Origin of the sequence: Larsenimonas suaedae, assembly GCF_023712105.1 — a bacterium.
GTDB classification, from domain to species: domain Bacteria; phylum Pseudomonadota; class Gammaproteobacteria; order Pseudomonadales; family Halomonadaceae; genus Larsenimonas; species Larsenimonas suaedae.
In genome coordinates, this window is the sequence record NZ_JAMLJI010000001.1 from 465,469 (window position 1) to 479,765 (window position 14,297).

12 protein-coding genes are annotated in these 14,297 nt (G+C 58.4%); 5 read left to right on the forward strand and 7 right to left on the reverse strand.

Annotated elements, in window-relative coordinates; all coding sequences use genetic code 11:
* Positions 1-37 precede the first annotated feature (37 nt).
* The 4 genes from NAT49_RS02205 to NAT49_RS02220 all read right to left on the reverse strand — a co-directional run bounded on the left by NAT49_RS02205 (position 38) and on the right by NAT49_RS02220 (position 3,146).
* Entirely contained in the window at positions 38-304 is a 267-nt protein-coding gene (locus NAT49_RS02205) for a GrxA family glutaredoxin (RefSeq protein WP_251589976.1), read from the reverse strand.
* Between the two features lie 104 nt (positions 305-408).
* Positions 409-1,233, reverse strand: coding sequence for an inositol monophosphatase family protein (locus NAT49_RS02210; RefSeq protein WP_251589978.1), 825 nt, complete (start codon positions 1,231-1,233; stop codon positions 409-411).
* 87 nt (positions 1,234-1,320) lie between these two features.
* On the reverse strand, positions 1,321-1,860 hold the full coding sequence (locus tag NAT49_RS02215; RefSeq protein WP_251589979.1) for a response regulator transcription factor: 540 nt from the start codon (positions 1,858-1,860) through the stop codon (positions 1,321-1,323).
* Between the two features lie 23 nt (positions 1,861-1,883).
* Positions 1,884-3,146 carry an ATP-binding protein gene (locus NAT49_RS02220; RefSeq protein ID WP_251589980.1) on the reverse strand — a complete coding sequence of 421 codons (1,263 nt, stop codon included), beginning with the start codon at positions 3,144-3,146 and terminating at the stop codon, positions 1,884-1,886.
* 529 nt (positions 3,147-3,675) lie between these two features.
* Between NAT49_RS02220 and NAT49_RS02225 the strand changes: the two genes are divergently transcribed.
* From NAT49_RS02225 to NAT49_RS02240, 4 genes are all read left to right on the forward strand, one after another.
* Entirely contained in the window at positions 3,676-4,335 is a 660-nt protein-coding gene (locus tag NAT49_RS02225) for a metallophosphoesterase (RefSeq protein ID WP_251589981.1), read from the forward strand.
* A 132-nt stretch (positions 4,336-4,467) separates the two neighbouring features.
* On the forward strand, positions 4,468-4,605 hold the full coding sequence (locus tag NAT49_RS02230) for a hypothetical protein (RefSeq protein WP_251589982.1): 138 nt from the start codon (positions 4,468-4,470) through the stop codon (positions 4,603-4,605).
* 110 nt (positions 4,606-4,715) lie between these two features.
* Complete coding sequence (gene prfC / locus NAT49_RS02235) at positions 4,716-6,302, forward strand: peptide chain release factor 3 (RefSeq protein WP_251589983.1); 1,587 nt, start codon at positions 4,716-4,718, stop codon at positions 6,300-6,302.
* Between the two features lie 119 nt (positions 6,303-6,421).
* Positions 6,422-7,225 carry a TatD family hydrolase gene (locus tag NAT49_RS02240; RefSeq protein ID WP_251589984.1) on the forward strand — a complete coding sequence of 268 codons (804 nt, stop codon included), beginning with the start codon at positions 6,422-6,424 and terminating at the stop codon, positions 7,223-7,225.
* An 82-nt stretch (positions 7,226-7,307) separates the two neighbouring features.
* Here NAT49_RS02240 and NAT49_RS02245 read toward each other — a convergent pair whose 3' ends face one another.
* The 3 genes from NAT49_RS02245 to metH form a co-directional block, all read right to left on the reverse strand.
* Positions 7,308-7,799 (reverse strand): DUF934 domain-containing protein, encoded by a 492-nt coding sequence (locus NAT49_RS02245; RefSeq protein ID WP_251589985.1) that lies wholly within the window; start codon positions 7,797-7,799, stop codon positions 7,308-7,310.
* A complete protein-coding gene (locus NAT49_RS02250; RefSeq protein WP_251589987.1) occupies positions 7,792-9,444 on the reverse strand; it encodes a nitrite/sulfite reductase in 1,653 nt (550 codons plus the stop codon). The genes NAT49_RS02245 and NAT49_RS02250 overlap by 8 nt, the downstream gene beginning before the upstream one ends.
* 199 nt (positions 9,445-9,643) lie before the next feature.
* A complete protein-coding gene (metH, locus tag NAT49_RS02255; RefSeq protein ID WP_251589989.1) occupies positions 9,644-13,372 on the reverse strand; it encodes a methionine synthase in 3,729 nt (1,242 codons plus the stop codon).
* 161 nt (positions 13,373-13,533) lie between these two features.
* On the opposite strand from metH, the gene nfuA reads away from it, so the two are divergent.
* Positions 13,534-14,121, forward strand: coding sequence for a Fe-S biogenesis protein NfuA (nfuA, locus tag NAT49_RS02260; protein WP_251589991.1), 588 nt, complete (start codon positions 13,534-13,536; stop codon positions 14,119-14,121).
* Positions 14,122-14,297: the final 176 nt, after the last annotated feature.

Sequence of the window (14,297 nt, forward strand, 5' to 3'; positions counted from 1 at the left end):
AACGGAGAAGGCCTCAAGGGCCAGCCTCGATTGATGCTCAGGCGGGCGTCAGCAAGGCGTTGTCGCTGACGTACTGGTTGAACTCGGTGAAACCCCCGATGTGTTTTTCATCGACAAAGATCTGGGGCACGGTCTCGACCGGCTTGCCAATGGTCTTTTCCATGTCCGCCTTGGAAATACCTTCCTTGTGAATATCGATGTAGCGATAGCTGAAATCATCACGAACGTCGCTGAGCGATTCCGCCAGCTCCTGCGCGCGAACGCAGAACGGGCAGCCAGGGCGACCAAAAATTACGGTGAACATGAACTTCTCCTGAAAACATGGGCATGTACTTGATGCCGAATGATGGGACATAAGCGGGTGACTCGCCAATAGATTGGCCTGAACCCGCTTATTGAATCGCTAAATTACCGCTCATCGTCAAAGATGTTGCGATCCGCCCGTTCGAGCAGGCGCTTGAGCTCTGAATAAATCTCGGGCGCAGTTACCAGCAGGTTCTCGCCATAAAGCTCTTCCGGAATGCCTTCCGGACATGGATAGAGGTGGCCGGTACGGGCGCCTGCCTCACGCGCGATCAGCATGCCCGCCGCAAAATCCCAGGGTGAGACGCTTTCGTAGTAACCATCGAGAGTGCCGTTGGCAACGTGACACAGATCGAGTGCCGCGGCGCCGTTTCGGCGAATGTCGCGGCATGTGCTCAAAATGGCACGCAACCTGCGAAGCAGCGGAAACCGAGCATCCTTGTCGTAGGGAAAGCCAGTGGCGATCAACGCCGCGTCTGTTGACTGACAATCACTTGTAGAGATCGCCTTACCGTTGCACCAGGCGCCCTTGTCGCGAATGGCCGTGAACGTCTCATTCAAAAACGGCGAGTGCACCACGCCGATTTGAACGCGGCCGTTTTCCGACCAGGCGATCGATACCGCGACATGCGGATGGCCGTGGGCAAAATTGACCGTGCCGTCGATGGGGTCGACGATCCAGAGCGTATCGTCTTCAAGAATGGCGTCCCGGTCGGGCGTCAGTTCCTCGCTCAGGCGCTGTTCGCCAGGGAAGTGCGTCTCGAGCTCAGTGCTGATGAAGGTATCGATCTCGACATCCACATCGGTCACCAGCTCGTTGCCATCCTTGTAGCGGCTGTCGAACTGACATTCTTCGCGGGCTTTCCTGATGCGTCGCCCGGCTTCTTCGGCAATGTTGATGGCGCGCTCTAGTCGGGTCTGCAGCGTCATGGGGGCTCACTTCATCAATGCGTTAAAAGAATTCTTCGTAGGCGTCGGAGTATAGCGCGTCGGCACTCAGCACTCAGCACTCAGCACTCAGCGCCGTACCGGCCGTTTTTGAAGCTTGCGTTGAAGTGTGCGTCGGTGCATGCCAAGGCTTCGGGCGGTGGCTGAAATGTTGCCATCGTTTTCCTGCAGCACCTTCTGAATATGTTCCCACGTCAGTCGGTTGATCGAGGGCGGGTTTTCGGCAATTTCAGCATCCGGGTCGCCCTGAGCGGGGCGGTCGAGCGCACCGAGCACATCGTCGGCGTCCACGGGCTTGCAAAGGTAGTTGTAGGCACCGAGTTTCATGGCCTCGACGGCGGTCGTGATGCTCGAATAGCCGGTCAGGATGATGACCTTGCACTTGGGGCTTACGGCAAGAAGCTCTGGTAGAAGCTGAAGGCCCGAGCTGTGCTCCAGTTTCAGATCAAGCGTTGCATAGACCGGGGGCGTTGCCCGGGCAAGCATCATGGCCTCTTCGTGATCGGCCGCTGCCAGCACCTCGAAGCCGCGACGCTTCATGGCGCGGGTCATTACCTGTCGGAAGAGTTCATCGTCATCGACGATCAAAAAGGGGGTTTGGGTATCCATTGCGTTCTCCTTTAACGAACGAATCACTCTTTGCTGTCCACGCGAGGGAGCGTGACCTCGGTCAGGGTGCCGCCTTCTTCGTGATTGTAAAGGCTGACGCTGCCGCCGAACCGATTGATGGTCGCATGGGTCAGAAAAAGGCCAATGCCCATGCCCTTTGATTTGGTAGACACAAATGTCTGCCCAAGCTGGTCGGCGATGTCCATTGGAACACCAGCGCCGTGATCGCGTATATCAACGATGACCTGCTGCTCATCCCAGTCGAGCGTGATGTCGATGTTCTGAGGGTTGGCGTCTGCCGCGTTATTGAGCAGATTGAGAAGCGCCTGCTGAAGCGTGTCGTCAGTCGGAATGATCGCGTGGCGTCGGCCAAGGCAGGTCAATCGATGCGTGACGTCCGGTCGAATCACTAGCCATTTCTCGATCACTCGCTCCAGATAGGCCTGAACGTCCTGATGCTCGAGCGGGCCAACCCGCCGGCGTTCAGCGGTAGCGACCAGGGACCGAAGATGGGCTTTGCACTGCTCGACCTGGCGCTGAAGCAGGGTAATGTCCTCACGCAGAATGTCACTGTCTGCGTCCTCTTTCATTTCACCAAGCAGCACCGCCATGGTGCCAAGGGGCGTGCCAAGCTCGTGCGCGGTGCCGGCAGCCTGGCTTGCCACGGCGAGAATCTGCTCATTTCGAAGCGCCGTTTCGCGCGTTTTTGACAGGGTGCGATCACGCCGGCGCAGGGCGCGCGCCATCTTGAATACGAAATAGGTAATGAGGCTTGCGCACAGGGCGAAATTGAGCCACATCCCAAGGACATGCAGGCTAATGCCGGTGCCCGCGATGTGGCGCGACAGTTCTGGAATGGGCTGATAAAACAGCATCAGGGCGCTGTAGCCACCGAACGCCGTGACGGTCGTCAGGATCGTATAACGGACCGGAAGCGTAGCGGCTGCGATGGTGATCGGTACGATGTAGTAGGTGATCACCGGATTGGTCGAGCCGCCGGTAAAGTAAAAGATTGCGGTCAGGCCGATGACATCGATCAGAAGATGAACAAGGCACTCGGCTTCGGTTACCGATCTAAGCCACCCAAGTCGCCACCAGGTCGCAACGTTGAATAAGCCCATGACCACGATGATTAAAAAGATCGGCACCAGGTAGAGCTGAAAGTTCAAAACCTCGATGCCAAAGATGATGGCAATCAAAAACCCGGTCCAGGTAATGCCGCGCGCGATGGTCAAAAGGACCAGGTTACGGCTTGGCGTTGACAGGGCCAGGGGTTGCTGGGGCATGAACGGGCTCCACTTCGATCGAACGTAAGGGCCCATGGTAGCGCACTTTCACTGCGGCATATCTTCGCTGCGGCAATCTGAACCAGCTAAATGTAGTTAAACTACAAAAAGGGTGCAGAATCGAAAACGCCAGCTCTATAAGGCTGGCGTTCTTGTCTGGCGAAGCTCACATCAGTGTGCTGTCAGTGTCAGGTTCGGCAGACTCACAGATATAATCGAATGACTGTTTTTGCCCAGAATTGTTGGCTTTACCGGCGCATTTGCTGCTTCTTTCTGCCGGCGAGCGTTCATTTGTCGGTTTTCTTCGAGCATTACGTTGTGACCGCCAATCATGTCGAGTCTCCAGCTGCGATGTGTCTATGCGTTATTTTAAACCAAGGTCTAACAAAAAGAAATATAACTACAAAAAAATGCATCAAGGGACCAGTTGCTTGAGTGATTTAACGGCCGTGGCACTGCGTAGTTGAGAAAGCCCCTATCCTTAGTACCATACGCAGGCTGACTGCCTTATGACTCAAAGGAACCGGGAATGCTCGAACATATCGCGCAAAACACGCAGGGTCGGGATTTTGTAGTGGGGGATCTTCATGGTGAATACGATCAACTGATGGCGCTGCTTGAGGAAGTGCAGTTCGATCGAACGTGTGACCGACTGTTTGCCGTTGGCGATTTGATTGACCGAGGCCCTGACTCGATGAAATGTTTGGCGCTGATGCGTGAGCCCTGGTTCTTTTCCGTTCAGGGCAATCACGAAGCCATGGCAATGAAAGCCATGAACGGTGAGATGTGGCATCAGTGGCAGGAAAATGGAGGGCGCTGGGTCTTGAAGGAGAACCCGCCGGAGGTGGCAGCCCTGCTCAAGGAGGCCGTGGCCAAAATGGCCATTGCCTATGAGATCGAGACCGGGCGAGGCCGGGTGGGCATCGTTCATGCGGACCCACCGTTGCGTTGGCAGGTGCTCGAAACGCAAAGCGAGGATGTAAAGCGTCAAAGTCTTTGGTCACGCAAGCGCTATAGCAAGAAGCTTGAAACGCCGGTTGAGGGCATCGACGCCGTTATCGTCGGACACACGATTGTTGCAAACCCGGTCATGCTCGGTAATGTGCGCTATATCGATACCGGGGCATTTACATCGAACAAGCTGACGCTTGAGCCGTTGACCCACGTGCTGGACCTGCTGGCCGGTTGATTTAAGAACGCGCTAAAGTTTAGCGCCACGGTGCCGATAGCGTCTCAATCAACCGTCTAGCCAGGAGTGGCCATGTACCGCGTTCGCTGCGTTTTTCAACCAACCACCTTTTCGAAGCCGAAAGTGGTGCAAATGAAGTGGATTCCAAAAAGCGGGGAGTGGATGATGCTGGACAATCAGGAATTCGAGGTGCAGCGCATCATTCACACGCCACAGGATACCGATGTCGAAGTGCAGCTCCAGCTCAAGGTCAATTTAAACACACTGTGATGCTTGATTGAGTGTAGACGCAGGATCGGCGAAAATAGCGGGATTCGACCCATTCCAACATCGGCGCACCTTGGTGCGCCGATGGCGTACTCACCAAGAAGAATCGCTCAATGCCAACTACCGCCGTGTCGCAAGAAGCCGCCAAACGACGCACCTTTGCGATCATCTCTCACCCCGATGCGGGCAAGACCACCATCACCGAAAAGCTTTTGTTGTTCGGAAATGCCATTCAGGTGGCCGGTGCCGTCAAGAGCAAGCGCGACGCCCGAAGCACCACCTCCGACTGGATGAAGATGGAGCAGGAGCGCGGCATCTCGGTGACGACCTCAGTCATGCAGTTTCCCTACAAGGGCCGCATGGTCAATCTGCTTGATACGCCTGGTCACGAAGATTTCTCCGAAGACACCTACCGCACGCTGACGGCCGTCGATTCCGCGCTGATGGTGGTCGATGGCGCCAAGGGCGTTGAGGACCGCACCATCAAGCTGATGGAGGTCTGCCGGCTCAGAACCACGCCGATTCTGACATTTGTGAACAAGATGGATCGCGACATTCGCGACCCGATCGAGGTGATGGACGATATTGAAACCACGCTCAACATCCAGTGCGCGCCCATTACCTGGCCGATCGGCATGGGCAAGCAGTTCCGGGGCGTCTATCACATTCTCAATGACACCGTGCACCTCTATCAGCAGGGGCAGGGCAACCGGATCCCGGATGACGTCTTCATCGAAGGGCTTAATAACCCGAAGGTGGATGAAGCGCTTGGCGAATACGTCGCTCAGGAGCTTCGTGACGAGATCGAGCTGGTCCAGGGGGCATCCCATGAGTTCGACCTCGAGGCGTATCTGCGGGGTGAATTGACGCCTGTGTATTTCGGCACCGCCATGGGGAATTTCGGCGTACGGGAAATGCTTGACGGGTTCGTGGAGTATGCGCCCAAGCCGCAGCCACGCGACACCGATGCCCGTGAAGTCGAGGCAGACGATGAGCGTTTCACCGGCTTCGTGTTCAAGATTCAGGCCAACATGGACCCCAAACACCGCGACCGCGTGGCGTTCTTGCGAGTGTGTTCGGGCAAGTACGAAAAGAACATGAAGATGCGCCATGTGCGCATCAAGAAAGACGTCAAGATCGCAGACGCCCTGACCTTCATGGCCTCTGATCGGTCCCACGTCGAGGAAGCCTGGCCCGGCGACATAATCGGCCTGCACAACCACGGCACGATCCAGATCGGCGACACCTTCACGCTCAGCGAAGACATGCGCTTCACCGGTATTCCGCACTTCGCACCGGAGCTCTTCAAGCGCGTGCGCCTGAAAGACCCGCTCAAGATGAAGCAGCTTCAAAAGGGCTTGCAGCAGCTGTCCGAGGAGGGCGCGACACAGGTCTTCATGCCGCTCAACAACAACGACCTGATCGTCGGTGCCGTGGGCAGTCTGCAGTTCGATGTGGTCGCACACCGGCTCAAGGACGAATACAAGGTGGACTGCATCTACGAGCCGATCAATGTTCAGACGGCGCGATGGGTGTATGGCGACGAACGCAAGATCGACGAGTTCCGAAACAAGACCGCCGAAAACCTTGCAATCGATGGCGGTGGTTACCTGACGTATCTGGCCCCGACCCGGGTCAATCTCCAGCTGACGCAGGAGCGCTGGCCTGACCTGCGCTTTTCCGCCACGCGCGAGCACTGATGCGCGCGATGTGACGTATTCGACGGTTGACCCTGGATCGACCATGGTAAAAAAGCTGCCTCTGGCAGCTTTTTTTCATGCGGGGATAGATAAGTCTCTTCGATGTATCGGGAGGTTCCATGATCGACGCCCACTGTCACCTGTCTCGCGACGCGTTCGACGATGACGCCCATGCAGTCCATGCGCGCGCGCTGCGTGCAGGTGTCACGGGCATGATCGACGCCGGCACGACGGCCAAGCGCTTCAAGCACCAGCTCGCACTGGCCGAGGCCTTGCCTGGGCTGTCCTTGTGTCATGGGCTACACCCATACTTTCTTGACGATCATGTTCTTGACGATACCCGGGGCATCGATGGACCCACACACGACGGTAAGCCTCACGATGACGTCGTGCGTCTTGAACAGGCGCTCGATCGTGGCGAGCGTCGTGTGGTGGGCGTGGGTGAGTGCGGTCTTGATCGCCGGCTTGAACGTTTTGACGCACAGTGGACGCTGCTGGAACCCCAGCTTCGTCTGGCCAAGGCGCGATGCCTGCCGGTCGTGCTTCACTGTATCGGCATGAACGATGAGCTTTCCAAGCGGCTGAAGCAGTTGGACCTGCCGGCACGCGGGCTTGTGCATGCCTTTAGCGGAAGCTGGCAGCAGGCCGTTCGTTTTTTGGATCTGGGGTACGTGCTGGGCGTGGGCGGGGCGATGACTCATGACGGCGCACACCGGCTGCACCGCATCGTCAGGGCGCTCCCGGCAGACTGTTACGTGCTCGAGACCGACAGCCCCGACATGGCGCCCCAGGGCATTACCGAGCGAAATGAGCCGGCCAATCTCGCGCGTGTCCTAGCGGCAGCAGCGGTGCTTCGCGGCGAGAGCGAGGCAGCTATCGTTGCGGCAACGTCCAATACAGTGCGGCGTGTATTCGGTGTTTAAGCGCTGGCGACTTTGAGCATTGAAAAAACGATGGCATAAAAAAGCCGCCCAGTGGGCGGCTTCCGTACAGCGTTTGATGCGATCAGGCGCTTCGCTCACGAAGGCGTCGTTCAAATAGCGCCTCGTTTTGATCCACGCCGGTCTGATAGTGAACGCTGAAGCTCTGAAACGCGCGCAGGGCGTCGTCGACGTCCTGGTCATCGCGCAGTGCAAAGCTGTCGAAACCACAGCGACGCAGGTAGTAGAGCTGATCGATCAATACGTCGCCGATCGCGCGAATGTCACCCTTGAAGCCGACGCGCTCGCGCATGAGACGGGCCATGGTATAGCCGCGCCCATCGGTAAAGGCGGGGAAATCGATCGCGATCAAGGGGCACTCGCCAAGCGTTGCCATCAGCTCGGCGTCAAGCACGGTATCGCTCGGGAGCCAGGGGGCAAGCCCCTCGCGGTCCGCACTCGCTTGCCACAGTGCCAGCGGTACGATGGCCGGGCGTGCCTGCGGGAGGGCCTCTTCGTCACGGCTTAGTGTCCACTCGTCTTGGTGAAGACCGTCGGCGCGCAATACATCAGGCATAGACATGATCCTTGAACGGTTTGATGCCGAGTCGGCGATAGGTGTCGACAAAACGCTCTTCAGTGTCGCGTTCGCGCACGTAGACCTGCAGCACTTTCTCGATGACGGACGGCACATCTTCCCGGTAGAACGACGGGCCGAGGATCTTGCCAAGCGAGGCATCGTCAAGGCTGGAGCCCCCGAGTGAGATCTGGTAATACTCCTCGCCTTTCTTGTCGACGCCCAGAATGCCGATGTTGCCGACGTGGTGGTGACCACAGGCGTTCATGCAGCCCGAGATGTTGAGATCCAGCGGGCCAAGGTCGTAGACGAAATCCAGATCCTCGAACTTCTGCTGAATCGCCTGAGCGATCGGGATCGATTTGGCGTTGGCCAGTGAGCAGAAATCGCCCCCCGGGCAGCAGATGATGTCGGTCAGGGTGCCAACGGTTGGGCTTGCCATGTTGTTGGCATCAAGCACTTCCCACAGCGCCTCGAGCTGATCGACGGGCACATCGGAGAGCACCAGGTTCTGCTCATGAGTCACGCGCAGTTCACCGAAGCTGTATTCGTCGGCAAGCTGTGCGGCCAGGTCCATCTGATCCGCCGTAATGTCACCCGGGGCATGGGTATGATGCTTGAGCGAGAGCGTAACCGCGCAATAGCCGTTGACCTTGTGGCCCATGACGTTGTTGGTCACGAAGCGGGAAAACGCCTTGTTGTTCTGACGCGCCTGCTCAAACGCATCGATGCCGGACTGTTCGACGACGCGGCGCTCCGGCTCCGGGAAGAAACTGCGTGCGTGATCGATGGCGTCCTGAGTGATGGTCTGGCTGCCGTTTTCAAGGTGCGCCCACTCTTCGTCGACCCGGCGACGGAATTCCTCGATACCGAGGGCCTTGACCAGAATCTTGATGCGCGCCTTGAACTTGTTGTCCCGGCGGCCGAACTGGTTGTACACCCGCACGATGGCCTCGATGTAGGTCAGCATATGCTGCCACGGGAGATCCTCGCGGATGACGCTTCCGATCATCGGCGTTCGGCCAAGGCCGCCGCCGACCAGAACGCGTGCACGAACGTCGCCGTCGTCGGTGTGCCACAGATTGATGCCGATGTCGTGGACCTGAACCGCGGCGCGGTCACTGGTCGCGCCGGTCACGGCGATCTTGAACTTGCGCGGCAGGTAGGCGAATTCCGGATGCAGGGTCGACCATTGACGGATCAGCTCGCACCACGGGCGCGGGTCCTCGATCTCGTCCTGGGCGATGCCGGCGAACTGGTCGGTGGTGGTGTTGCGCACGCAGTTGCCGCTGGTCTGGATGGCGTGCATCTGAACCTTGGCAAGCTCACCCAGGATGTCCGGCACGTCTTCAAGCTTTGGCCAGTTGAGCTGCATGTTCTGGCGCGTGGACAGGTGCCCGTAGGCGCGGTCATAGCGCCGAGTGATGTCGGAGATCGTCTTGATCTGAGTGCTCGAAAGCATGCCATAGGGAATCGCGATGCGAAGCATCGGCGCATGGCGCTGCACGTAGAGTCCGTTCTGGAGGCGAAGCGGACGAAATTCCTCTTCGCCGAGCTTGCCCGCCAGGTGGCGGTTCATCTGGTCACGGAACTGAGCCACTCGTTCTTCGACGAGGGTCTGGTCATAAGTGTCGTAGCGATACATCGTGGAGAGATGTCCTGCTGTTAGGTGGCGCTTGCCACATGAATAAGACACGTGAAGCCGGTCTGGTGCCGGACTTATCAACTCATCATGCCGGACAGGATACACGTCTTTCGACCGGCCCGGTAAACCGGGCCTAACGCCCGACGTAAAAAGCCATATCACTAAATCGGATACGTCAGGCGTTAACGAGTCCCCGGGGTCAGGCGTCCGGGTCGTAGGTCAGAACAGGCGAAAGCCAGCGTTCGAGTTCGGTTATCGGCATCTGCTTGCGCTCACTCAAGGCCTCGACCTGATCCCGGCCGATCTTGCCGGTCGAGAAGTAACGGGACTCGGGGTGAGAGAAGTACCACCCGGATACCGCAGCGGCCGGCCACATCGCGAAATTTTCGGTAAGTGTCATGCCGGTACGCTCGGGCGCTTCCAGCAACGAAAACAGCGCCGTCTTCTCGGTGTGGTCGGGGCAGGCCGGGTAGCCGGGGGCCGGGCGGATGCCCTGGTATTTCTCGCCGATCAGGGCTTGATTGTCGAGGGCCTCGTCAGGCACGTAGCCCCAGAATTCCTTGCGCACTCGCTCGTGAAGCCGCTCGGCGAACGCCTCGGCCAACCGGTCGGCAAGCGCTTTCACCATGATCGAGTTGTAATCATCGCCTGCGTCTTCGTAGCGCTTGGCAAGTTCGTCGGCGCCGTGGCCGGTGGTGACGGCGAAGCCGCCGAGCCAGTCGGATTTGCCGCTGCCCTTGGGGGCAATGAAGTCTGCAAGGCTGTAGCACAGGCCGTTGGGGTTCTTGCTGTTTTGCTGGCGCACATGGGTCAGCCGCTCGATGACCTGAGTGCGGGCATCGTCGCTGTAGATTTCGATGACGTCATCATCAACGGTATTGGCCGGCCAGAAACCGATCACGCCGCGCGCTTCAAGGTGTTTCTCCTCGATCAGCTTCTTGAGCATGGTCTGCGCGTCATCAAACAGGTTACGCGCCGCCTCGCCGACCACGGCGTCGTCGAAAATCTTGGGATACTTGCCCACCAGCTGCCAGCTCATGAAAAACGGCGTCCAGTCGATGCGCTCCACCAGCTCGTTCAGATCGTAATCATCAAACGTCATCAGCCCTTTGACGGCAGGTTCGGGCGGGGTGTAGATATCCCAGTTCGGGCAGAAGCGTTTCTGGCGCGCGGTTTCATAACTGATGTCGGAGCCCTTGGGGCGGCGCTTGCTGTTGCGTTCACGCACTTTCTCGTACTCGGCGCGAATGCCTGCCACGTAGTCGGGCTTGAGCTGAGGCGACAGGAGTTTTCCGGCCACACCGACGGCGCGCGAGGCGTCACTTACGTAGATGACGGGCTCTGCGTAGTTCGGCTCGATCTTGACCGCGGTATGCGCTTTCGACGTGGTCGCACCGCCAATCAAAAGCGGCAGGGTGAAGCCCTGACGGGTCATCTCCTTCGCTACGTGCACCATTTCATCGAGCGAGGGCGTGATCAGCCCCGAAAGCCCGATGATGTCGGCGTTGTGTTCCTTGGCCGCAGCCAGAATCTTCTCGCACGGCACCATAACGCCGAGATCGATGACCTCGTAGTTGTTGCACTGAAGCACCACGCCGACGATGTTCTTGCCGATGTCGTGCACATCCCCCTTGACCGTCGCCATGATGATGCGGCCCTTGGTTTCATCCGCGCCGTCTTTCTCCGCCTCGATGTAGGGGATCAGATACGCCACCGCCTGTTTCATGACACGGGCCGACTTGACCACCTGCGGCAGGAACATCTTGCCGTCGCCGAACAGATCACCGACCACGTTCATGCCGTTCATCAGCGGGCCTTCGATCACCTCGATCGGACGGGTCGCGTTCTGTCGGGCAAGTTCGGTGTCGTCTTCGATGTAGGCGGTGATGCCCTTGACCAGTGCGTGCTCGATCCGTTTTTCAACCGGCCAGCTTCGCCACTCCAGGTCTTCCTTCTTGGGGCCACTCAAGCCGTCACCCCGGTACTTCTCGGCAATGTCGAGCAGGCGTTCGGTGCTGTCATCGCGCTTGTTGAGCACCACGTCCTCGACGGCGTCCTTGAGCTCTGCCGGCAGGTCGTCGTAGACCGCAAGCTGGCCTGCGTTGACGATGCCCATGGTGAGGCCTGACTTGATCGCGTAGTAAAGAAAGACCGAGTGAATCGCCTCGCGCACAGGGTTGTTGCCGCGAAACGAGAACGAGACGTTGGAAACGCCGCCGGAGATCATCGCACCGGGCAGGTTGTCCTTGATCCAGCGGCAGGTCTCGATGAAATCGACCGCGTAGTTGTTGTGCTCATCGATGCCGGTGGCGATTGCGAAGATGTTGGGGTCGAAGATGATGTCTTCGGCGGGAAAGCCGATGTCATCGACCAGCAGGCGGTAGGCGCGCTCGCAGATTTCGGTCTTGCGCTTGAAGGTGTCGGCCTGGCCGTCTTCATCGAAGGCCATCACGATGATGGCAGCGCCATAGCGGCGGCATTTGAGGGCCTGCTCGCGAAACTGCGCCTCGCCTTCCTTCAGTGAAATCGAGTTGACCACCGCCTTGCCCTGAACGCACTTGAGGCCGGCCTCGATAATGTCCCACTTGGAGGAGTCGATCATGATCGGCACGCGAGAGATGTCAGGCTCCGAGGCGATCAAATTCAGAAAGCGCACCATCGCTTCCTGCGACTCCAGCATGCCTTCATCCATGTTGACGTCGATCACCTGCGCGCCGTTTTCGACCTGCTCGAGCGCGACTTCAAGCGCCGTGGTGTAATCCTCTTCCTTGATCAGGCGCTTGAACTTGGCCGAGCCGGTAACGTTGGTGCGCTCGCCGACGTTGACGAACAGGCTGTCGGCTTGAATGTTGAACGGCTCGAGCCCGGAAAGGCGGCAGGCCGGCGGCGGTGTTGGCCGCTTACGGGGGGCGAGGCCCGCCATGGCGTCGGCAATGGCGCGGATATGCCCGGGCGTGGTGCCGCAGCAGCCGCCCATGATGTTGACCAGCCCGCTCTCGCCGAACGAGCGCACGATCTCGGCCATTTCTTCGGGCGACTGATCGTACTCGCCGAATTCGTTGGGCAGGCCTGCATTGGGGTGCACACTTACGAAGGTGTCGGCCTTGGTCGAGAGCTCTTCAAGATAGGGGCGCAGGTCTTCGGCGCCGAGCGCGCAGTTGAGGCCAATCGAGATCGGGTTGGCGTGGCGCACCGAGTTCCAGAAGGCTTCCGTGGTCTGACCTGAAAGTGTGCGCCCCGAGGCATCGGTAATGGTGCCTGAAATCATGATCGGCACCCGGTACCCCAGGCGCTCGAACAGCACCTCGAGGGCGTAGATTGCCGCCTTGGCGTTCAGGGTATCGAAGATGGTCTCGATCAGGATCAGGTCAGAGCCGCCGTCGATCAGCGCCTCGGCGGCCTCGAGGTAATTTTCGTAAAGCTCATCGAAGGTAACGTTGCGCTTGGCCGGGTCGTTGACGTCCGGTGAAAGTGACGCGGTACGGCTCGTCGGGCCTAGAACGCCTGCCACATAGCGCGGCACCCCGGTTTCCGCGGCGACCTCGTCACACACCTCGCGAGCGAGTCTTGCGGCCTCGTAGTTGAGCTCGACCACCAGCGATTCCATCGCGTAGTCGGACTGAGACAACCGGGTGCTGTTAAAGGTGTTGGTTTCGACAATGTCGGCGCCGGCTTCCAGGTATAAACGGTGCAGGTGCTTGATGTCGTCGCGCTTGGACAGGGTGAGCAGGTCGTTATTGCCCTGAAGGTCGGTGGCCCAGTCTTCGAAGCGGTCTCCTCGAAAATCCGCCTCCTGAAACGCGTAGCCCTGAATCATGGTGCCCATGCCGCCATCGAGTATCAGGATGCGGTCTTCAAGCGCACGTGTCAGGTCACGGGAAGAGGTGCTAGTCGTCAACGGTGAGACTCCAGGATCTATAGGATTCATTATTACTGGATGATCGGCCGGGGCCGGCGCGGGGTAGAGTATCAGACCCGGCCTTGCCTGCGGCGGTGAAAATTACCCGATCAAAATACTCGGGAATTGTCCCTGATGCGGATCATGGCGTACCATAAAGCCAATTTCCGCATTGTATCCAGGGGATATTCATGAGCGATAGCATCGAATTTACCGATAACGCGCAGGAGTACCTGTCCGAGCTTTTGGCCAAGCAGGACGTCGAAGGCATCAGCGTGCGCGTTTTCATCACGCAGCCCGGTACACCCTACGCCGAAACCTGCCTGGCGTACTGCCGTCCGGGCGAGGAAGAGCCGACTGACATCAAGCTCGAGCTCGACAAGATCACCGTACTTCTGGAAAAGCACAGCGAGGCGTTTCTCGAGGAAGCGGTCGTTGATTTCAACAAGGACCGCATGGGCGGCCAGCTGACGATCAAGGCGCCCAACGCCAAGATGCCGAAGGTCAGCGCCGACAGCCCGATGGAAGATCGCATCAACTATATCCTCTACAGCGAAATCAATCCGGGACTTGCCGCGCACGGCGGTGAAGTCAAGCTGATTCAGCTGACCGAGGATAATGTGGCCGTTCTGCAGTTCGGTGGTGGGTGCCAGGGCTGCGCCGCGGTCGACGTCACGCTCAAGCAGGGGGTCGAGCGCACCATTATCGAGCGCATTCCCGAAATTACTGCCGTACGCGATGTGACCGACCACTCCGACACCACCAACGCCTACTATTAATTGATAATTAGTAATTACTACTATTAATTAGTGATGGCTGAGCCGCGCATGTGGCTCGGTTGAATCAAAAAAGCGCCCTTGAGGGCGCTTTTTTTTGTGCTCACATTACCTGTTTTGCATCGGGCATTTGGTTGGGGGTATAATCCAGTAAGCCTCGCTGGCTGCCTCCACCCGGA

Bases quoted from the DNA above. Each gene is read 5' to 3' on its own strand.
- NAT49_RS02205 (WP_251589976.1), bottom strand. From the start codon at position 304: ATGTTCACCGTAATTTTTGGTCGCCCTGGCTGCCCGTTCTGCGTTCGC.
- NAT49_RS02210 (WP_251589978.1), bottom strand. From the start codon at position 1,233: ATGACGCTGCAGACCCGACTAGAGCGCGCCATCAACATTGCCGAAGAA.
- NAT49_RS02215 (WP_251589979.1), bottom strand. From the start codon at position 1,860: ATGGATACCCAAACCCCCTTTTTGATCGTCGATGACGATGAACTCTTC.
- NAT49_RS02220 (WP_251589980.1), bottom strand. From the start codon at position 3,146: ATGCCCCAGCAACCCCTGGCCCTGTCAACGCCAAGCCGTAACCTGGTC.
- NAT49_RS02225 (WP_251589981.1), top strand. From the start codon at position 3,676: ATGCTCGAACATATCGCGCAAAACACGCAGGGTCGGGATTTTGTAGTG.
- NAT49_RS02230 (WP_251589982.1), top strand. From the start codon at position 4,468: ATGAAGTGGATTCCAAAAAGCGGGGAGTGGATGATGCTGGACAATCAG.
- prfC (WP_251589983.1), top strand. From the start codon at position 4,716: ATGCCAACTACCGCCGTGTCGCAAGAAGCCGCCAAACGACGCACCTTT.
- NAT49_RS02240 (WP_251589984.1), top strand. From the start codon at position 6,422: ATGATCGACGCCCACTGTCACCTGTCTCGCGACGCGTTCGACGATGAC.
- NAT49_RS02245 (WP_251589985.1), bottom strand. From the start codon at position 7,799: ATGCCTGATGTATTGCGCGCCGACGGTCTTCACCAAGACGAGTGGACA.
- NAT49_RS02250 (WP_251589987.1), bottom strand. From the start codon at position 9,444: ATGTATCGCTACGACACTTATGACCAGACCCTCGTCGAAGAACGAGTG.
- metH (WP_251589989.1), bottom strand. From the start codon at position 13,372: ATGAATCCTATAGATCCTGGAGTCTCACCGTTGACGACTAGCACCTCT.
- nfuA (WP_251589991.1), top strand. From the start codon at position 13,534: ATGAGCGATAGCATCGAATTTACCGATAACGCGCAGGAGTACCTGTCC.